The 20044-nt window shown below is 48.9% G+C and carries 19 protein-coding genes; 11 read left to right on the top strand and 8 right to left on the bottom strand.

Features of this window, described 5'->3' with window-relative positions; genetic code table 11:
• The first annotated feature begins 120 nt into the window (after positions 1–120).
• The 5 genes from GVJ32_RS01140 (at position 121) to GVJ32_RS01120 (ending at position 5190) form a co-directional block, all read left to right on the top strand.
• A complete protein-coding gene (locus GVJ32_RS01140; protein ID WP_159238216.1) occupies positions 121–1173 on the top strand; it encodes an AraC family transcriptional regulator in 1053 nt (350 codons plus the stop codon).
• 108 nt (positions 1174–1281) lie between these two features.
• A complete protein-coding gene (locus tag GVJ32_RS01135; protein WP_159238215.1) occupies positions 1282–2457 on the top strand; it encodes an acyl-CoA dehydrogenase family protein in 1176 nt (391 codons plus the stop codon).
• 11 nt (positions 2458–2468) lie between these two features.
• The gene (locus GVJ32_RS01130; protein WP_159238214.1) at positions 2469–3149 is read left to right on the top strand and encodes a glutathione S-transferase family protein; all 681 of its coding nucleotides are present in this window, start codon (positions 2469–2471) and stop codon (positions 3147–3149) included.
• Positions 3150–3185: 36 nt separating this feature from the next.
• A complete protein-coding gene (locus GVJ32_RS01125; RefSeq protein WP_159238213.1) occupies positions 3186–4343 on the top strand; it encodes an acyl-CoA dehydrogenase family protein in 1158 nt (385 codons plus the stop codon).
• A gap of 52 nt (positions 4344–4395) precedes the next feature.
• Positions 4396–5190 carry an SDR family oxidoreductase gene (locus GVJ32_RS01120; protein WP_159238212.1) on the top strand — a complete coding sequence of 265 codons (795 nt, stop codon included), beginning with the start codon at positions 4396–4398 and terminating at the stop codon, positions 5188–5190.
• 89 nt (positions 5191–5279) lie between these two features.
• Here the strand turns inward: GVJ32_RS01120 and GVJ32_RS01115 are convergent, their stop codons facing one another.
• From GVJ32_RS01115 to GVJ32_RS01105, 3 genes are read right to left on the bottom strand one after another with little or no spacing between them, the layout of a single operon-like run.
• On the bottom strand, positions 5280–6650 hold the full coding sequence (locus tag GVJ32_RS01115) for a sigma 54-interacting transcriptional regulator (RefSeq protein ID WP_159238211.1): 1371 nt from the start codon (positions 6648–6650) through the stop codon (positions 5280–5282).
• Positions 6647–7180, bottom strand: coding sequence for a hypothetical protein (locus GVJ32_RS01110; RefSeq protein WP_159238210.1), 534 nt, complete (start codon positions 7178–7180; stop codon positions 6647–6649). Before GVJ32_RS01110 ends, GVJ32_RS01115 begins: the two co-directional genes overlap by 4 nt.
• A gap of 8 nt (positions 7181–7188) precedes the next feature.
• Positions 7189–8673: a sensor histidine kinase gene (locus tag GVJ32_RS01105; protein WP_159238209.1), complete on the bottom strand. Its 1485-nt coding sequence runs from the start codon at positions 8671–8673 to the stop codon at positions 7189–7191.
• A gap of 329 nt (positions 8674–9002) precedes the next feature.
• Here GVJ32_RS01105 and GVJ32_RS01100 point away from each other — a divergent pair, with 329 nt between their 5' ends.
• Positions 9003–9404 carry an EF-hand domain-containing protein gene (locus GVJ32_RS01100; RefSeq protein WP_159238603.1) on the top strand — a complete coding sequence of 134 codons (402 nt, stop codon included), beginning with the start codon at positions 9003–9005 and terminating at the stop codon, positions 9402–9404.
• 74 nt (positions 9405–9478) lie between these two features.
• Entirely contained in the window at positions 9479–10054 is a 576-nt protein-coding gene (locus GVJ32_RS01095) for an outer membrane beta-barrel protein (protein ID WP_159238208.1), read from the top strand.
• 162 nt (positions 10055–10216) lie between these two features.
• Here the strand turns inward: GVJ32_RS01095 and GVJ32_RS01090 are convergent, their stop codons facing one another.
• Positions 10217–11038, bottom strand: a complete 822-nt coding sequence (locus tag GVJ32_RS01090) for an ion transporter (RefSeq protein ID WP_159238207.1) — start codon at positions 11036–11038, stop codon at positions 10217–10219.
• A 6-nt stretch (positions 11039–11044) separates the two neighbouring features.
• Positions 11045–12346, bottom strand: coding sequence for an adenosylmethionine--8-amino-7-oxononanoate transaminase (gene bioA, locus GVJ32_RS01085; protein ID WP_159238206.1), 1302 nt, complete (start codon positions 12344–12346; stop codon positions 11045–11047).
• A 202-nt stretch (positions 12347–12548) separates the two neighbouring features.
• Here bioA and GVJ32_RS01080 point away from each other — a divergent pair, with 202 nt between their 5' ends.
• Positions 12549–13913 (top strand): class II fumarate hydratase, encoded by a 1365-nt coding sequence (locus GVJ32_RS01080; RefSeq protein WP_159238205.1) that lies wholly within the window; start codon positions 12549–12551, stop codon positions 13911–13913.
• Positions 13914–13930: 17 nt separating this feature from the next.
• On the opposite strand, the gene GVJ32_RS01075 is transcribed toward GVJ32_RS01080, so the two are convergent.
• Positions 13931–14389 (bottom strand): thiol-disulfide oxidoreductase DCC family protein, encoded by a 459-nt coding sequence (locus GVJ32_RS01075; protein WP_159238204.1) that lies wholly within the window; start codon positions 14387–14389, stop codon positions 13931–13933.
• 34 nt (positions 14390–14423) lie between these two features.
• A complete protein-coding gene (locus tag GVJ32_RS01070; protein ID WP_159238203.1) occupies positions 14424–15074 on the bottom strand; it encodes an arylesterase in 651 nt (216 codons plus the stop codon).
• Between the two features lies 1 nt (position 15075).
• On the opposite strand from GVJ32_RS01070, the gene GVJ32_RS01065 reads away from it, so the two are divergent.
• Positions 15076–15762, top strand: a complete 687-nt coding sequence (locus GVJ32_RS01065) for an ABC transporter ATP-binding protein (RefSeq protein ID WP_159238202.1) — start codon at positions 15076–15078, stop codon at positions 15760–15762.
• On the top strand, positions 15759–18254 hold the full coding sequence (locus tag GVJ32_RS01060; RefSeq protein WP_159238201.1) for an ABC transporter permease: 2496 nt from the start codon (positions 15759–15761) through the stop codon (positions 18252–18254). Before GVJ32_RS01065 ends, GVJ32_RS01060 begins: the two co-directional genes overlap by 4 nt.
• Here the strand turns inward: GVJ32_RS01060 and GVJ32_RS01055 are convergent.
• A complete protein-coding gene (locus GVJ32_RS01055; protein ID WP_159238200.1) occupies positions 18251–18922 on the bottom strand; it encodes a TetR/AcrR family transcriptional regulator in 672 nt (223 codons plus the stop codon). The two genes, GVJ32_RS01060 and GVJ32_RS01055, sit on opposite strands and share 4 nt — an antisense overlap.
• Positions 18923–19217: 295 nt before the next feature.
• Between GVJ32_RS01055 and GVJ32_RS01050 the strand changes: the two genes are divergently transcribed.
• Positions 19218–20009 carry an SDR family oxidoreductase gene (locus GVJ32_RS01050; protein WP_159238199.1) on the top strand — a complete coding sequence of 264 codons (792 nt, stop codon included), beginning with the start codon at positions 19218–19220 and terminating at the stop codon, positions 20007–20009.
• The last annotated feature ends 35 nt before the right edge of the window (positions 20010–20044 follow it).

Below are 20044 nucleotides of genomic sequence, written 5' to 3'. Positions count from 1 at the left end.
GATGTTAGCATGCTTAACATTACAGTGGCGCGCAAGGCTTGATTCCTATGAATTTGATAGATGAGCGCAGTGGCGTATTTAGCCCCACCTTTAACGTGTAGACGGTGATTAATAAAAATAATGTTGTTAGATAAGTCATCACATAAGCCAATGTCTGCAGGGACTGCCGAGCTGGCATTGCGCTCTGTAAATAGCTCGGCGATGAGTACGTTATTACAGGCTGCAGAAACCTTGGGTGCCGATATTTCGCGTCTGATGTGTGATATGGGGGTTGAGCCCGCAGACGTCATTGACGGCGACAGGCGCTATCCCGTCGCGACGTTGTTGGATCTTTATGAGCGTGTGGCGCAGTACACTAAAACACCCGATATTGGCCTGTATGTTGGGCGCATAGACTATATCAGTCGCCTGAATCTACAGCTTTACGCCTGTTCGGCGTGTCGTACCTTCCGAGAATATCTTAATGTGATGCCAAGTGTACTTAGGATTGTGGGCGATATTGGCGAAGTGAAAGTGCGTCGTGAGGCGCAGTTTTTGTGTCTGGACTGGCAGCCCTTGGCACCGGAAAGCGCAGCGCAGCGCTATTTGTCGGACTCGTCCCTCGGTGTCGCGGCAGCCATTGTGAATTCAGTTTGTGTAAGGCCAATACCCGTGCGAGCAGCACATTTTACTTACGCAAAGCCGCAGGATATAAGCCTGCTAACCCAGCAGTTTGGCGAAAATTTGTTGTTCGATCAGCCGGTGAGTAGCTTGTATTTTGATCTTGCCTGTCTGGATTATTTACTCATCGGTTTAGACGCTGATTGGGGGCAGGTATTGGCGCAGCCCATTCGTCATTTATTTGTAGAAAATAGTGACAGTAGCGAATTCATTATGGCCCTGCGCAAAACGCTATTACGCTTGCTACCTAGCGGCGAAATGGGCGTAGATAAAGCCGCTGCCGCTTTAAATATTTCCCGTCGTACCTTGCAGCGCCGCTTGTCTGAGCAGGGCACGCAATTCTTGCAGGTGCTTCAAGAGCTGCGCGCCGAGCTTGCCCAGCAATACTTGGGTGACGAGCGTTTGAGTATCACTGACATTGCGTTTTTATTGGGGTATATGGATCAAAGCTCGTTTTCCGCCGCATTTCGTGGCTGGTATGGCTTGTCACCTCGAGATTTTCGTAAAAAGTAATTCCTCCCTTGGCACCAATTCCCTAATTGCTGGCACCAATGCCCAAGCCATAATTATTTGTAGCTTTAGACTAAGCTGATAGTAATTACTTGAAAGTAGGTATCGGCAATGTCTCTTAACTTCGATAGTGCGCGTCTGTTCAATCCCCACTTGCGGCCAGAGCATGAAGAATGGCGGACGCAGCTTCGCAAATGGCTAGAGAAAGAAGTGGTGCCATTTCTGGATGATTGGGAAGAGGCAGGCAAAATACCCGAGGAATTGTGGCGTAAAGCCGCGGATATCGGCGTGATGCAAATGGGCTATCCAGAGGCCTATGGCGGTATATCAGAGGGCATTGATCAGTGGCATATCAATATCACCAATGAGGAGTTCACCCGCGCTGGTTCGGCGGGGGGCTTAATAAGCAATTTACTCATACACGGGATTGGTCTGCCGCCAGTGATCAACTATGGCAGCGAGGCATTAAAGCAAATGGTGGCGCCGTCGGTATTGGCCGGCGAGAAACGTATATCGCTGGGTATTACAGAGCCTTCTGGTGGTTCAGATGTGGCTAATATTACAACCACCGCTGTGCGCGACGGCGACTACTATATTGTGAGCGGGAGCAAAACCTTTATCTCTGGGGTGATGAACGCTGATTGGGTGTCTACCGCCGTGCGTACCGGCGGAGAGGGTGGCCGTGGTGTGTCGATGCTATTGATTCCGACTGATTTAGCCGGCGTTGCCAGAACGCCGCTAGACCGTAAACAGGGTTGGTGGTGTGCGGATACCGGCACCATTTACTTTGATAATGTGCGGGTGCCAGCCGAGAATTTACTTGGTGAAGAAGGGCAAGGTTTTTGGGTGATTATGACTAACTTTAACCCAGAACGTCTAAGCTTGGCGGTAACAATGGAAGCCGCAGCGCGAGCCTGTTTAGAAGACGCTGTTGAGTGGGCACAGCAACGTAAAACCTTTGGTAAACGCTTGGCCGATCACCAAGTCATTCGCCATAAAATTGCCACCATGAAACAGAAAATAAACGCGACCCAAACCTATCTTCAGTATTTAACGCAGGCCTATATCGACGGCCGCTGCGACCCCGGTGATTTAGCTATGGCGAAAGTACAGGCCAGCGAAACCATGGAATATTGCGCCCGCGAGGCCAGCCAAATTTTAGGTGGCGCGAGCTATCTGCGAGGCAATCGAGTTGAGCGTTTTTATCGTGAAGTTCGGGTTAATGCCATCGGTGGTGGCTCAGAAGAAATCATGCGCGATCTTGCCGCGCGCCAATATCAGTTGTAATAGGACTTAATATGACTTCGCCTAAACTTTGGCATTGCTATACCGCGCGTTCCCTCCGTGCTCTGTGGGCACTTGAAGAAATGGGCGTAGATTATGAGCTTGAAGTGCTGGCATTTCCGCCTCGCATGTTTCAACGTGAATTTTTAGACGTAAACCCGCTCGGCACCGTGCCATACTTTGTTGATGGCGACACTCACATGACAGAGTCTTCGGCCATCGGTTTGTATTTGGTTGAACGCTACCAGCGCTATGACTTTGGTTTAAAGGCGGATCATCCAGAATACGGTGACTATCTGAATTGGCTATTCCATAGCGATGCCACGCTGACGTTTCCGCAAACACTGGTCCTGCGCTACTCCCAATTAGAGCCAATGGAGCGTCGTCAACCACAGGTCGTTGAAGACTACTACAAATGGTTCTTGGCGCGTCTAAAACGTTTGAATGCGCACATAGCAGATCGAGAGTTCTTATGTGATGACCGCTTTACGGTTGCAGATATTGCCATTGCCTACGCGTTGTATCTTGGTGATGGCTTAGGTCTGTCTCAGTTTTATGAGCCGCAGGTGCTGGATTACTTTAAGCGTATGACGGCGCGGGCTGCCTTTCAAAAAGTAGAGCCAATAGGTAAAGAAAATTCCTTGTTTTCGCCAACACCTTATCCTTTCGAAAATATTCCAGATCTATTCGCATAAGGTCTTACATAATAAATACACTTTACGGAGTAATACATGATTCTTACGGAAGAACACGAGGCCATTCGGCTAACCACTGCAAAATTCATTGATAGCGAAATTAACCCCTACGCAGACAAGTGGGAGGCGGACGGCATTTTTCCCGCCCATGAGCTGTTTAAAAAAATGGGCGACCTCGGCCTGCTCGGTATCTGTAAACCGATTGAATATGGTGGCATGGGTTTAGATTACAGCTACCAGATTGTGTTTTCTGAGGAGCTGGGCCGCATCGCAACAGGCGGTGTATCAATGGGCATTGGTGTACAAACCGATATGGCCACGCCGGCCTTGGCGCGTTTTGGCAGTGACGAATTACGCAAGGAATTTTTGGTGCCGGCAATTACCGGCGAAGCGGTATTTTCTATCGCGGTAAGCGAACCGCATGCGGGTTCAGATGTGGCCGCAATCAAAACAACAGCCAAAAAAGATGGTGACGACTATGTGATCAACGGTTCTAAAATGTGGATCACCAACTCTACCCAGGCAGATTATTTATGCCTGCTGGCGAATACCAGTGATGACAAGCCACACCTGAATAAATCCCTGATTGTTGTCCCAACCAATACCCCCGGTATTTCCTTCTCAGAGAAGCTAGATAAATTAGGGATGCGATCATCAGACACCGCGCAGGTATTTTTCGACAATGTTCGCGTACCTCAGCGCAACCTCATCGGCGAAGAAGGTCATGGCTTTATCTATCAAATGCTGCAGTTTCAAGAAGAGCGCTTATTCGCGGCGGCGGGTAGCTTAAAGGCGATGGAAGACTGTATTAACAAGACCATTGACTACACGCGTGAACGGAAGATATTCGGCCAATCAGTATTAGATAATCAAGTAGTGCATTTTCGTTTAGCAGAGTTGCAAACCGAAGTGGAAGCCTTGCGCGCGCTTACCTTCGACGCTGTAGAAGGCTATATCAAAGGCACGGATGTTACTCGCAAGGCGTCGATGGCTAAGCTAAAAGCAGGGCGCTTGCTCCGCGAAGTCACCGACAGCTGTATGCAATACTGGGGCGGTATGGGTTATATGTGGGATAACCCCATCGCCCGAGCCTATCGGGATACTCGAATAACCTCGATTGGCGGTGGTGCCGATGAAGTGATGCTCAGTATTATTTGTAAAACGATGGGTACGTTGCCGAGCCGCAAAAAGTAATTTCCATGATGCGATGATGGCCTTGTAAACCGAATGACTGGGATGGTGAAACATGTATAAAGATAAAGTGATTTGGATTACCGGCGCCAGTTCGGGGATTGGCTTAGAGCTTACTCGCCAACTAGCCGATTTGGGCGCTCGTATTGTGCTATCTGCAAGGCGACGTGATGTCTTGGACGAGATTGTTAGCCAATTACCCGGTGGTGCCTCTCGGCATTGGGTGGCACCGTTGGACTTGGCTGATATTGATAAACTCATTCCCGCTGCCGAGGCATATTTGAAAGAAATTGGCTCAGTTGATGTGCTTATTAACAACGGGGGGATATCCCAGCGATCTTTATTTCTTGATACAGATTTTGATGTATATCGCCGTTTAATGGATGTTAATTATTTGGGTACGGTAGCGCTAACAAAGGCAGTGGTGCCGGCTATGGTGGCTCGTCGTTCTGGTCTTGTCGTTAGTGTTAGCAGCGTGGCAGGCAAAATAGGATCAAAATTACGTACCGGCTATTCTGGTTCGAAATACGCAGTGGTTGGTTTTATGGATTGTTTGCGGGCTGAACTGGCGGAATATGATGTTGCTTGCCTTACCGTGTGTCCAGGGTCAATTCAAACCAATATCGCCATCAATGCCTTAAATGCTGAGGGAGAGGCACAGCAAACAAATGATGATTCTATCATCAATGGTATGTCGGTGGACGAGTGTGTGCGACAGATCATTAAGGCTATGAGCAAGGGAAAGGACGAGGTCGTGATTGGGCAAGGAATTAGCGGCATGGCACCGACAATAAAACGCTTTTTCCCAAGCTTATATACCAAGTTGGCGGCTAAGATGGAATATCGATAGCCGTTAAGTGCATTCGAATAGCTTACCCATAATAATTTCCGTTGGCAGTAATTGCTGCTTTTACGATACCCAAAAGTGCGCGCAGTTCTTTATAGCTTGCTGGCCTTTTTAGCATGTCGAAGTATGTCTGGATTGAGCTGGTGTTTTTTAATCAGCTTATGAAAGTCTGAACGGTTTCTACCAGCTTGTCGTGCAGCGTCCGTTACGTTGCCCTGAGTTTGCAGCAAAATTTGTTCTAGATATTCGCGTTCAAAATTCTTGCGGGCCTCAGCTAGGGGTGGCATTTCCTGTGTCTGAAGCGTTGATTGAGGGAGGGCGGCAATGACTTGCGCTTCGCCAATGATCGCTGCCGGAGCTAGTGCTGCAAGTTGCTCAACTATGTTGCTGAGCTGCCGGATATTGCCGGGCCAGTCGTAAGACATGAGTGCATGTAGCGCCGCCGGCGAAAACTTTTTGGTTGAGCCGTTGTTGCGCTGAGCAATATTGTCTAAAAAATACTTGGCTAATAATGGAATGTCAGCACGGCGCTCGCGTAGTGCAGGTAGGCTTAATGAGGCAACGTTTAGCCGGTAGTATAAGTCTTCGCGGAAGCGTCCTTCGCTAATGGCATCTTCTAAGTGCTGATGAGTGGCGGAAAGCACTCGAACATTTATATTAATATCCTCGTTACTTCCCACTGGTCGTATTTTTTGTTCCTGCAAAACTCGGAGCAATTTGACCTGTAAAGGCGCGGGCATATCACCGATTTCATCAAGAAAAACAGTGCCGCCGTCAGCGCTGGAAAATAGGCCTTGTTTGTCGCGATTCGCCCCTGTAAAAGAACCCTTAACATGGCCAAATAATTCAGACTCTAATAATTCTGCAGGAATGGCGCTGCAATTTATGGCGATATGAGGCTGCTCGGCGCGGGTGCTTAAACTTTGTAGCGCACTTGCTAGCAGTTCCTTACCGGTGCCGCTTTCGCCACGAATCATGATGTTGATATCGCTTTTAGCGAGTAGTTTGGTTTGCTCTAGTAGCTGTTGCATATTCGCACTGCAGGTAATGATGTTATCGCTACTAGACTGGTCCTTGAGGCTATGAGAGCTTAGATTTAATGCTTGCTGGATACTGCTGAGCAATTCATCTTTATCTACGGGTTTGGTTAAAAAGCTAAACACACCTTTCTGGGTGGCGCTGACGGCTTCTTTTATGGAACCGTGCGCAGTAAGCACAATAACTGGAATACTAGGATAACGATGCTGAATTTTTTCAAACAGTTCAATGCCGTCCATACCGTCCATGCGTAAATCTGAAATGACAATATTGGCGCTTTCAGTTTGTAGTTTTGTGAGGGCGGCCTCACCACCGTCAGCACATATCACGTCGAAGTTTAATGCTTCTAAACGCATTGAAAGTAGTTGTAAAACCCCAGGGTCGTCGTCTACGAGTAATATTCTAATTCGGCTCGGTGTATTCATTGCTTGCCTTCCGTTTGCGGTGTAGCGTCGCCATTAATTTGCGTTTCAATATCACTGATACCGTCTATCGTGTGGCGAAGTTTTGAGTGGATATTGTCGCGCTCTTGCTGGCTGTGGAGTATGTCTCGATTATTGGCATCAATAAGCATGAGTAAAGATCGCTCAGCTTCGCTTAATAGGGAGGTGTCAACCGACTTAATTAGCCTTTGGCTTTGCTTGGTATATTGCGCTGGTGCACAGCTCGTTAACATTAAGCGTTGGAGAATACTGGCGTTACCAAGTTGATTGCGTAATACAGCATCGATTTGCAAACGCTCTGCCTCAGGTAACAGACACCAGGCTTGCCGTTTAGTTAGCAAAGCAATTATTGGATCGCTTGTTGGGCTGATCAGCTTACTGATACTCGTATCGCTAGTTGAGTTAAGTGATGCTTGTTCAACGCCCTGTAGGGGTGAGCTTTCTGTGACATTGCTCATTGCCGAACAAGCGCTTAATGCGGGAATAATAATTAGTAGGAATGCTAGTTTCATATTGCTCATCATTGTTTTGGAAAGCACAGAGTAAATTCAGTGCCTTCACCTTCTCTAGAGTTTAAGATTAAAGAGGCCTTTGCCTGTTTGGCGCAGGCCTTTACGATAGCAAGCCCTATACCGCTACCTTTTAAGGAGCCGTGGCGCTTATTTTTTCCTTGATAGAAGGGGCGGAATATTGCCTCTTGCTCTTCTACTGCTATTCCTGGGCCATCGTCGCCAACCTGTAGCCACCAATGACTGCAAGCGCTTGATGCCACATCATCAGATATATTGATTGCTCGTCCGTGCTTGTCGATATTGCAATAGCCCCAGTGCACCCTCACATTGCCTCCGCTGTGACTGAAGTGGATGGCGTTTGACAATAGGTTGCTCAAAATCATTTCGACGAGTTGATTGTTTCCTACTACGGTATCGGCCTTGTCTTTATAGCTAATTTGAATGGCGGCTTCGGGTAAGAAACTTCGGTAGCGAGTAATTAATTTCTGACATAAAAAGTGCAGATCAATTTGATCCTTATGAGCATCTACACCGTGAGAGATAGTGTTGAAATTGAGTAACTGCTGAATTAATTCTTGTAGGTTCTCTGCCTGTGTTCGCAGAATGCTTAGTACCGCTTTTTGCTGATCATTGATACTGCCGGGGATTTGATCGGCAAGTAGCGCCTGTGCGTCCATTATGGCCGCCAGCGGGCTTTTAAGTTCATGGGTGATGTGTTGGGTAAATTGTGATTTTTGCTGCTCGGCTGTGAGTAACTGGTGGCGCATCCACTCAAGCCGATGACCGAGTTCAATTAAATCTGAGGGGCCGTCAATGCTTATTTCCTTGTCCCAGCGCCGTTCTCCAAGGTGGTGGATGGCGAGCGATAGTCTGCGTATAGACTTGCTAACAATGAGTGAACTCGCACCGAGCAGAAATAGGCTTGCTGGTAGGGCAAGCAAACCGGTGATAAGCACTCGCCATAAAACATTATTTAATTCCTGTTCAGCATGTGCCAGCGAGGTCTGAATAGAATCGGTTAATTTGGCGCTAAGATCACTGTTGTTCTTTTTTAATTTTGTATAAAGCAATTCTAAGTCTTGCGCTTGTGTTGCTTCATTGGCGCGGGATGTGTCGTGAATACTATTACTAATGGCCGCTATGGTGCTCACGACTTCGTCATTCTCAAACTCGGGCAATCGAGTTTTTATTTTACTGAGACCTTCTAAGAGCTGATGTTGTTTTATTTGTAAAATTTCTAGCAGGCTAGGATCTTTTAAGAGCTGGTACTGGCGCGCTGCGCGTTCAATTTCCTTGCTTAATTCTTGACTCGAAACACTTAGATGTGAAATTTGAGCTTGGTCCATGACCAAGCGTTGCTGGGCGCGAGCTTGCGAACTCATCTCCCACACGGCATACGTTATCGCGATAATTAGCGGCAGCATAGATAGTAGTGTTGTGCCTATCCATTGCTGAGTTAGGCTAAGTTTCTTGCTAATAAGGATGGGATTCACCGTGTTTTGTCATTGTTAATGTACCTGTGTTGCCAAATTACAACTAGCTAAGTTGTTGAAATAATTATTTAAAATATTAATTTTTCTGATTCTGTTGCCAAATGCCAACGGTTTGACCTCGGTAATAGTCAATAAGTTCTGGTGAATAACATAAGTTGTTGTATTTAAAGGGTAAATAATTTTGGCACGGCAGTTGCTGGTACTAAGATGACACGACGTCAAAGAGCTTGTGCGAAAGGCGCGCAATTTGCGGTGTCAATTTAGCGTTTATTCAATCAGCAATTATTTCAATTCTTATTTTGGGATTGGCAATAATTAAGGAGAACACAATGAAAAAGATAGCAGCAGTTTTTGCAGGTGTAGCTTTGAGTTCATTTTGTTTTGCAGCACCTATGTCTGGTGCGGTTCAGGACACTGGCGTGGGTTCATCACAAGGGGGCGTAAATACAAACGTCCAGCAAGACACTCAACAGGGAAGTGGTATGGGTAGTACCGGCTTAGGCACTCAAACCCAAGGCGGCATGCAAGGTACAAATGATGCCAGTAGCGCGATCTTTACCGCACTAGATCAAAACGGAGACGGAGCATTAGATGAAAAAGAAGCGAAGTCTGAAAAGGCGCTTAGTCAATATTTTACAACAATAGATGCTAATTCCGATGGTGCGGTTAGCCGTGACGAGTATATGGTTCGTCATCAGTCAATTCAAAATCATGAAGAAGAAGCTGAATAGTATTTGGGTGTTGCGGGCCTATGGCCCGCGTATCTTAGATTTTATTTAGCTCAAAATTTATAGAGGAAATTATTATGCGAAGAATTAACTCAACAGGTTTAGCGCTGGCGGCGGTGTTGTTTGGTACAGCAACTGGAGCGTCAACGGTATTTGCAAATCCCACCGAGGGCCCACATGCCTATATTGGTGCGAACTACGGTGGCTATAAGGATCGTGGTGGTGATTTTGATGAAGATGATGACTTTAAAGAAGCAATAATCGGCGCACAGGTAAATCAGTATTTAGGTTTTGAGGCGAGCTATATTGACTTCGGGTCGTTTGGCGGTGATGTCGGAAAAGCTGACATAGATGGCTACGGCCTTGCGGTGATTGGTCGTATACCTTTGACGGAGCAGTTAGGGATATACGCAAAAGCAGGACAGCTATTTTGGGATGCCGACGTGAATGTGGCAGGCTTGAAACGGAGTTATGATGGCGACGAACCTTTTGTTGGTGTAGGTGCCGATATCAAGGTAAGCGAGCATTTTGTTGTCGCGCTGGAATATGATCGCTATAAAGTGGATCTAGAAGACTCCAATTTGCCTGCACCTGCCACAAATTGGGAAGGCGATATGGATACCGTGAAGTTAGGTGCTAGATTTGTGTTTTAGCGAGCAAGCCTGACTTATTAAGCAGGGTGCTTAATAAGTCAGATTTTTCGTGTTTACTTTTAGATTTAAAGCTTTGCGCTAAGGTGATTAGCTGCGAGCTGTAGTTTCCCTCAGCCAGTCGTGACATTCCCCTCATATTCGCGGCTGGCCTTTTTATGGTTTCTATAAAAGCGGCGGCGGAAGCTTTTCTCCGCAGTGGCGACAATACTTTGATTCTTTTTCATGTCCGAATTTTTTGCAGCTGTCACATTGTTTGTTGTTGATGCTACGTTGGCTCTCTTGAATTAGTTCTGCGCTGAGTATGCCTGTGGGTATTGCGATAATGGCGTAGCTGGTAATCATTGCCATTGCGGCAATAAATTGTCCTAGAGGGGTGCGTGGGGTGATGTCGCCATAGCCGACTGTGGTGACCGTTACAATGGCCCAGTACATGCTGCGGGGCAGGCTTGTGAAGCCGTTTTGAGGGCCTTCAATTAGGTACATTAATGCCCCAAAGACTACGATCAGAGTAAGTACTGAAACCAAAAATACGGATATTTTTCTTCGCGAAGAAACTAATGAGCGAATGAGGACATTCGCTTCGCTCATATAATGAAATAATTTAAATACCCTGAATACGCGCAGTACCCTAAATATACGTATTACTAATAGATGTTGAGCGCCGGGTATAAATATAGACAGATAGGTTGGAATGGTGGCGAGCAGGTCGACCAGTCCATAAAAGCTAAAAATATAGGCGCGGCGATTGGGGGAACAATAAATCCGGGCGATATACTCCAGCGTGAATAACACGGTAAATAGTACTTCCGCCGCAAAGAGATAGTCGCCATATCGCTGGTGTACGGTGGCGACTGAATCGATAAACAGGGCCGCGACACTGCTCAGAATAATGACGATAAGAAAAATATCAAAATTTCTGCCGGCACCAGCTTCGGTGCCGAATATGATTTTGTGGAGCGTTGCTTTCAAGCTTGTTTGTGCCATGTAAGGCTATTCCTCTTCTGCAACCGCCGCCACAATCTGTTGGCAGAGATACACGAGATCGTCGTCGCTAATAATGTAAGGAGGCATGGTGTAAACCAGTTTGCCAAAGGGGCGCATCCAAATGCCCTTGGCAATAAAGCGCGCTTGTATACTGGCCATGTCGACATTATCTTTTAGTTCAATTACCCCGATTGCGCCAAGGCAGCGAACCTCAATAACGGATTGTAGTGACGTCGCTGCCGCGAGTTCCTTCTTCAGTATGCGCTCAATTCTTTGAATATTGCTTTGCCAATCATCTGCTAGTAGCAAGTCGATGCTGGCATTGGCGATGCTACAGGCAAGGGGGTTTCCCATAAACGTAGGGCCGTGCATAAATACCCCAGCTTCGCCATTACAAATGCCATCGGCAATGCGGTCACTGCACAGGGTTGCCGCTAAAGACAGATAGCCGCCAGTGAGGGCTTTGCCAACACACATGATGTCGGGGCTGATATCGGCATGTTCGCAGGCGAATAATTTTCCGGTGCGACCAAAGCCGGTTGCGATTTCGTCGTGGATCAACAATACATCGAATTTGTCGCAGAGCGCGCGCAGTTTGCGAAGGTAGTCGCCGCTGTAAAAGCGCATGCCGCCAGCGCCTTGCACTATCGGTTCGACGATGACTGCAGCTAGCTCACTGTGGTGCTGTTCAAGGAGCCGAGTGATTTGCGCCAAGTCATCATCGCTCGCTGATTCGCCAAACACGGTGCGAGGGGCGTCGGCGAATAAATGCGAGGGTAATACTTTAGTAAATAAATGATGCATGCCGGTGACGGGGTCGCAGGTGGCCATCGCACCAAAGGTGTCGCCGTGATAGCCGTTGCGCAGGGCCAGCAGGCGGGTTTTGTTTTGATTGCCGATGGAATACCAATATTGCAGGGCCATCTTTATGGCGACTTCTACGGCAACCGAACCAGAATCTGAGATAAATACTTTTGTTAATTCCGCAGGCGTAAGGTCTACCAGACGTTTACCCAGTGCGGCGGCGGCGGGGTGGGTAATGCCGCCAAACATGACATGGGACATGTCGCCTAGCTGCGCATTGGCTGCGGCATTGAGCTTGGGGTGGTTGTAGCCGTGGATGGCAGACCACCAAGATGACATCCCGTCAATGAGCTCCTTGCCATCTGCCAGTGTGAGTCTGACACCTTTTGCGGAGACTACCGGTACCATTTTTGCGGGCTTTAGCATTGATGAGTAGGGATGCCAGATATGATCCTTGTCCCATTGAAGCCATTGTTCGGTGCTGGCATTGTGGTAGTCAGTCATTGGTATCTCCCTGTGAATATGCGCCATTTTAAGCATTTAGGGGCGATAACACGAGGGCGCATATAGGCTTGTAGTAGACAAGCGAGTGAGATGGCAAATTCGATAACTACAAAGTGGGCCAGTTATGCGAACAGAGCGCATGGAAAAGTGTCACTATTGAAGAGCAAAATACCCCACATGGCGTGATAGCGGAGGAACTGTGATGACTGACTACCGAGTAGAGCGCGACAGTATGGGCGAGGTGCATGTGCCCACGACGGCCAAATACGGCGCGCAAACCCAGCGCGCAAAAGATAATTTTGCGATTAGTGATCTGCGATTTCCCGAGCAGTTTATAGACGCCATCGTCAGGATTAAGCGCTGCGTGGCAATGGTGAATCGTGAGGAAGAGCTATTATCTGAACCGCTGTTTCACGCCATCACCAGTGCGGCAGATCAGTTGCTGGCAGGGGAATGCCGAGATCAGTTTCCCCTCGATGTTTTTCAAACCGGCTCTGGTACTAGCACCAATATGAATGTTAACGAGGTGTTGGCACATTTGGCGGCGGAGCAATCCGGTTTAGAGGTGAGCGCCAACGACCATATTAATATGAGTCAGAGCAGCAACGACGTTATTCCCACCGCTATACATATTAGTGCGGCATTGGCGATTCATACGGATTTGCTGCCAGCCATTGCGCATTTGGAGTCGACCATTCGTCTTAAAGCACGCAACCTCGATAGTATTATTAAAACGGGTCGTACTCATTTGATGGACGCCATGCCACTTACGCTGGGGCAGGAGCTGTCGGCGTGGGCCGAGCAGATGCACAAAGCGGGCCGGCGATTAATTGACTCTCAAAAATACCTATGTCAACTCGCGCAGGGTGGAACCGCAGTTGGTACAGGGGTGAATGCGCCGGATCTGTTCGCCGAAAAGTTTTGTGCGGCGATTAGCATCGACACCGGCCTGAGTTTTAAACCAAATTACTCATTATTTGAAGCGCTGTCGTCCCAAGATACGGCGGTCGCTGTGTCGGGACAGCTAAAGGCGCTTGCTGTTGCCTTAATGAAAATCAGCAATGATTTGCGCTGGATGAATAGTGGACCACTGGCAGGCTTGGGTGAAATTAGCCTCCAAGCCCTGCAGCCAGGCAGCAGTATCATGCCGGGAAAAGTGAATCCGGTTATTCCTGAGGCGGTTGCCATGGCCTGTGCCCAAGTGATTGGCAACGACGCCTGTATTACGGTGGCGGGGCAGTCCGGTAATTTTCAGCTCAACGTTATGTTGCCGGTTATCGCTTACAATTTATTGCAGAGTATTAGCTTGATGAGCAATGCCTGCCGAGCTTTGGCTGATCAGGCTATCGCTAATTTCGACGTCAATGAGGTGGTGTTGGCGGCGAGCGTTGCCAAAAATCCAATTCTGGTCACGGCCTTAAACCCCGTTATCGGCTATTTGGCGGCGGCAGAGATTGCTAAAAAAGCCTATCTTGAACAACGCGCTGTTATTGATGTGGCTGAAGAAATGACGGACTTAAGTCGCGAGGAATTGAGTGCTTTGTTAGATCCATCAAAATTAGTGTGAATGCTAATGTTTAAGCGCTAGTCTTTTTCAAAGGATAAAAAGCGCTGTTCGTGATCGGGGTTTGGCATTACACACTGCGGGTACTTGCCGAAAATTTTGTAGCGATTAGATGCGATAAAATCATAAACACCGTCGCGAATGAGCGTGGGAATAATCTTGAATATACTCGCCAGCCGCCAAGGGTAGGGCATAGCGGCCATGATTTGAAGAAAGGCGCTACTTTTCTCGTACACGTGGCCGTCCTGAATATAATACATGGTGTCGAATATCTCTCTTGCTGTGTCGCTAGCCTGCAATTGGTAGTGATCCATAATGGCCGCACCCACCGCAGACTGCACCGTGGCTAGTTTAAACTGCTTGGCTTTATCAAAACGAATAATAAAACGACTCCAGCCGTGGCAGAGTTTGCAGACGCCGTCGAACAAAATCACTTTATCTGTAGCTTCTACGAAGGCTGATGGGGCAAGGGCTGGCATTGAATAACTCGCTTGTGAATTAGCTTACAAAAACTTAATCCAGCATTTCTCGCAGTGCGGGTAATACGTTCTGTACTATCAATGGTTGTGCATCTGCAGTGGGGTGAATGCCGTCGCTTTGCATTAGCGCGGGTACGCCCGCCACTGAGCTTAGCAAGAACGGGACTAAAGGCACGGCATTCTGCTTGGCAAGGTGGGTGTAATTTTGCTCGAAGGCGTCGGTATAGCGTTTGCCGTAGTTGGGCGGTATTTTCATACCAAGTAAGAGTACTTCGGCGCCGGCATTGATACTGAGGGTGATCAGCTCCTGCAGGTTTTTACGTATGCTGAGTATCGGGTAGCCGCGCAGGCCATCATTGCCGCCAAGTTCAATGATGACGATATTGGGATGATGCTCTTTAAGTAGCGCAGGTAATCGCTGAAGTCCTCCGGCCGTAGTTTCACCACTGACGCTGGCATTGATGAAGTCGCTCTCATCGCGCAATTCAGTTTGCAATAAATACACCCAGCCTTGTTGCTGCTCTATTCCGTAGGCCGCACTAATACTGTCGCCAAGAACTAGAACTTTGGTGCCAGCAGCGTTGGCAAGATTAGCGCTAAAAATTAGGCTAATAAGGCCACTAAACACTATTGCTAGGTAGCTGGATTTAAAACCGCTAAGCCGAAATTGGGGAATAAATTTCATCATGATTCGTGTAAATAATCTCTGTAAAACAGTTGTTACTGGTGGCCAGCAATTAGACATACTGCGAGGGATTAGTTTTGAAATCAAGGCGGGAGAGAGTGTCGCTATCGTAGGCGCCTCCGGTGCGGGTAAATCAACACTGCTAGGTTTGCTGGCGGGATTGGATAATGCCAGCAGTGGTGACATATTTTTACACGAACAAAATATTAGCCGAATGAATGAAGATGAGCGCGCAGCAGTGCGTGCCCGCTACGTTGGCTTTGTATTTCAATCGTTTCAATTACTGCCGGGTATGACCGCGCTCGAAAACGTTATGTTACCCCTAGAGTTGGCGGGTCATCGCTCACCAGCGGCTGCGGCGCAAACATACTTAGACAAGGTTGGGCTCAGTGATCGCGGTGGGCATTATCCACGGGTGCTGTCTGGCGGCGAGCAGCAGCGGGTAGCATTGGCCAGAGCCTTCGCTGTTAACCCCAATATTTTATTTGCTGACGAGCCGACGGGAAATTTAGATGAACACACTGGTCAGCGCATAGTCGATTTACTATTTGAATTAAATAGTCAGAGCCAAACGACATTGGTACTGGTCACCCACGAGGCGAGCCTAGCCGCCTGCTGCGAGCGGGTGTTGACCATCCATGACGGTCAATTACATGAACACAGCAGCGTTGAGAGCGCGGCACTATGATTACGCGGGGGCTCCGTTATTTAGTCCGCGCTTGGCGGGGCGGTGAGTTAAAACTATTGGGCTTTTCCCTAGCTTTGGCGGTGGCCATTGTCAGTGGTATAGCGGGCTTTTCAGATCGCTTAAGCCGCAGCATGGAACAGCAAAGCCACCATTTTTTAGCGGCGGATCGGGTTTTAAAAACGGCTCGGACAATCCCCGACGGGTGGCTCGACGAGGCTACTGCGCTGGGTTTGCACACGGCGACGATCGCGAGCTTTAGGTCGATGATCTACGCCGGCGACGGCATGCAACTGGCATCCATTAGAGCTGTGTCAGACAGCTACCCTTTGATCGGCGAATTGGGCATCAGTGAGACCTTGTTTGGGCCGCCGATGATGCGGAGCGCTGGGCCAAAACGCGGTGAAATATGGATGGATTCTCGACTGTTTGCCCTGTTGAATATAGAGGTTGGCGGTGAAGCGAGTGTCGGTGAAAGTGATTTTACGGCCAACCAAGCCTTAATTAGCGAGCCGGATCAGGGCGGCATGAATGAAATGTTAGCGCCGCGAGGCATGATTAATTTTGCGGACTTAGCCGCAACCGGCGTGGTGCAGCCGGGTAGTCTTGTCCGCTACCGCTATCTATTTGCTGGTAGCGCCGAGCAGCTCGCCGCTTACGAACAGTGGTTAAGCCCTAAGCTGGATGACGGGCAGCGTTGGCAGGATGTGCGCGACGGGCAACCGGCGATGGCGGCAACACTGCAGCGGGCAGAAGGGTATTTGCTATTGGCTGCGAGTTTGGGTGTGGCGCTTGCTGGCGCTGCCATTGCTTTGGCTGCACGTCGATACGGCGAGCGCAATACCGACAGTGTCGCCATTATGAAGGCGCTGGGGGCGAGTCGACGGCAGGTGCTTGTGCACTATGGCGGCCAGCTTTGTTTACTAAGCGCGGCGGCAATAATACTTGGTGGCCTTGGCGGTCACGGTTTGCAGTGGGTATTGTTTGCTAGTCTGGGGGCGCTTATTTCAGTAGATATCCCCCCCGCGAGCTGGCGCCCATTGGCGGTGGGTGCGGTGACCGCATTGGGTTGCACGGCGGTGTTTGCCATGCCGCCGGTATGGGCTTTAAGTAAAGTATCGCCGATGCGGGTGTTGCGGCGTGGGAATGATGAAGCAGGTGCTGCCTTGCTAATAAGTGCATTAATCGGAATTAGCGGCATTGGCGTACTGATGTGGTGGTATAGCGGCGATGCATTGCTCACCGCAGCTGTGTTAATCGCCGCATTGGTGACTGGGGGATTGGCTAGCGCATTGGTCTTGTTGTTAATTTCGGCGGCCCGCCGTGCACTTATCCGCGGTGCCAGTGGCGCACTGCGCATCGCGCTGGCGGCAATCTATAGACGGCGTGTAAGCAATGCATTTCAAGTTGCCAGCTTCGCCTTATCGCTGATGGTACTCGCTAGCCTTGGCGTGCTGCGAACGAGTTTATTAGATGACTGGCGGTTGCAGTTGCCCGCCGACGCACCCAATCATTTTTTAATTAATATTCAAGCCTCAGAAATTACAGCGTTGAATAGCTTCTTCGAGCAGCATCAATTAAAAGATGCTGGACTATTTCCCATGGTCCGAGGCCGCTTGAGCCATATTGATCAGCAGAAGATCTCAGATATAGAAGGTATCGATGCCCAAGATGGCAGTATTAATAGAGAGATAAATTTAAGTTGGGCGGCGGACTTACCTGAAGATAATCGCCTGCAGAGTGGCCGTTGGTGGTTGGATGCAAATACAGAAGTTGGCGATGTTATTCCGGTTTCGGTAGAAGCTGAATTGGCGGAAAGTCTGCAGCTTAAAGTTGGCAGTGAACTCCGTTTTAATATTGGCGGGCAGCTGCTTAATGCGCGGGTGAGCAGTACCCGTAGTTTAGATTGGACCAGTATGCGACCCAATTTCTATTTTATGTTTCCGCCCAATAGCTTAGAAAATTATGCGGGTAGCTATATCACCAGCTTTTATTTGCCGACGGAACAAAAGCGCCTCCTTGCAGATTTGTTGCGACAGTTTCCAACTTTAACCTTAATTGAAGTCGACACGCTTATTCAGCAAATGGAAGTAATAGTTGGGCAGGTTAGTACTGCCATTGGTTTGGTGCTGATACTGGTGGTTGCCTGCGCGTTATTAGTAGCCGTCGCCAATGTGCAGGCCAGTCTTGATAGTCGCTTGCATGAAAATGCGATCTTGCGAACGCTGGGGGCCAGTAAAAAATTAATTATTCGCGGATTACTAATTGAGTTTGCGGCGATTGGCTTGTTGTCGGGCTTATTGGCAGCGGTGGGGAGTAATATTGCGCTAATGGGAGTGCAGTATTGGGTACTAGAAATGGAGGTGGTTTGGCACGGCACGGTATTTGTTATTGCGCCGCTAGTCGGGGTGCTGACCATGTGTATCCTGGCGGCGCTTTCCTGCCGCCAGCTTGTTACTCAGCCGCCTCTGGTGGTGTTACGCCAAGCCTTTTAGTTGCTTTCCGGCGGATAGGGGGTGAGCACGTTTGGCAGTCGCGAGATATCGCTGGGATCTGTGCACAGTCCTGCAATCATCATGCGTAGCGATTTTTCTGCCTGTAAATCTAGGTCGCGGTGATAGCCATAGGTGTCGCCGTGATCGAGCATCAGGGTGGCGACGCCGTGAACCGCCGCCCAAACGGTGTGGGCCATTGAGGCGACATCGTCGAGTTCGCGCAAGACACCGGTTTTATAACCGCGCTCCACACCCGCTCTTACTTTGTAGATTGCCTCACGTCCCGCTGCGAACAGTTCGGGGTAGTCGTTACGTGGCTGCAACACTGGGCCAAACATCAAATGAAACATTTCAGTATGGGTTTTAGCGAATTGCACATAGCCAAGCCCGAAATATAGCAGGCTAAGGTCTGCGCGGAGCTCATTTTCACTCGGTATGCAAAATTCAAAAAACCGACGAAATCCTTCGGTCGCCAGTGCCGCCAGCAATGCGTTTTTGTCTTTGAAGTGGCGGTAGGGAGCGGTTTGCGACACGCCTATTTCTCTCGCCAGCGCGCGCAGGCTTAATTCGCCTATGCCTTCATTGATTAAATGTTGTTCGGCCAAATTCATCAATTCTTGACGTAAATTGCCGTGGTGGTAGCTAGTGTTGGTGGTATTCATAGTCATGTTTTCTGCCTGTCATCCTGAGGCAATGTTGACAGCGATTATATCCAATGTCATGTGTTTTTTCAGGTTTATGCCGCTATGTTCTGCGAAGCTGCGTCATTCTAGCGAATTTATACCTGCGCGTCGCCCTATTGATCGCCGCTCAGTATGAGGAGATTCACAAACAATGTACTTGGCGACGACCTAGGGCCGGCGACTTGTAGTAAGGTTCCTTGGCTATTCTCTGCGATAATAGCGGTTTTGCTGATCGCGCTAGCTGTGAATGTCAGTATTAACCTAAATCTTAGGAGTTTGAATGGAACTGAATGTAAAAGATAAGGTGTTTCTTGTTGCCGGCGCGAGCAAAGGCCTCGGCTATGCCATTGCGGAACAATTGGCAATAAACGGCGCGGCGGTGGCAATTGCTAGTCGTAATCAGGCAGCCATTGAGTCTGCTGCGAACGCTTTGGTGTTGGGCACTGGAGCGAGTGTGCGCGGCTACGCTATGGACGCCAGCAATGCCGATAGCATCATCAATTGGGTAGGCCAAGCGAGTAAGGACTTCGGCCGTATAGATGGCTTGGTTGTGAATGCGGGTGGGCCGCCACCAGGACAGTTTGATGTGTTTAGTGACGACGACTGGCAGGCGGCGTTTCAGCTCACGCTTATGAGTGCAGTGCGTATGGTTCGCGAAGCTCTGCCACATCTGCGAGCTGCAGGTGGCGGTGCAATTTTGACGCTGACGTCTTCATCAGTAAAAGAACCCATCGATTTTCTATTGCTGTCTAATGTCATGCGCTCTGGGGTGACTAGTTTGGCAAAGAGTTTGTCCAAGCAATTAGCAAGCGAGAATATCCGTGTAAACAATTTGGTGCCGGGCTTAATCGGCACTGATCGCATGGTGAATTTAGACACTGCACAGGCAAATGCCAAGGGCATAAGTTTTGACGAGCAGCGCGCTGCCAGTCAGGCGCTGATTCCCCTTGGCCGCTACGGTGATCCGGCGGAGTTTGGTAAGGCGGGGGCATTTTTACTGTCTGATGCCGCTAGCTATATTACCGGCGCGACCCTCGTCGTTGACGGCGGTACGATGAAAACGGTCTGGTAAATCATCTTCTGTCCAGAGTTGAACGGCGAAGGAGA

The organism is Zhongshania aliphaticivorans (assembly GCF_902705855.1).
Lineage (GTDB): Bacteria > Pseudomonadota > Gammaproteobacteria > Pseudomonadales > Spongiibacteraceae > Spongiibacter > Spongiibacter aliphaticivorans_B.
This window is presented reverse-complemented; position numbering and strand designations above follow the sequence as displayed.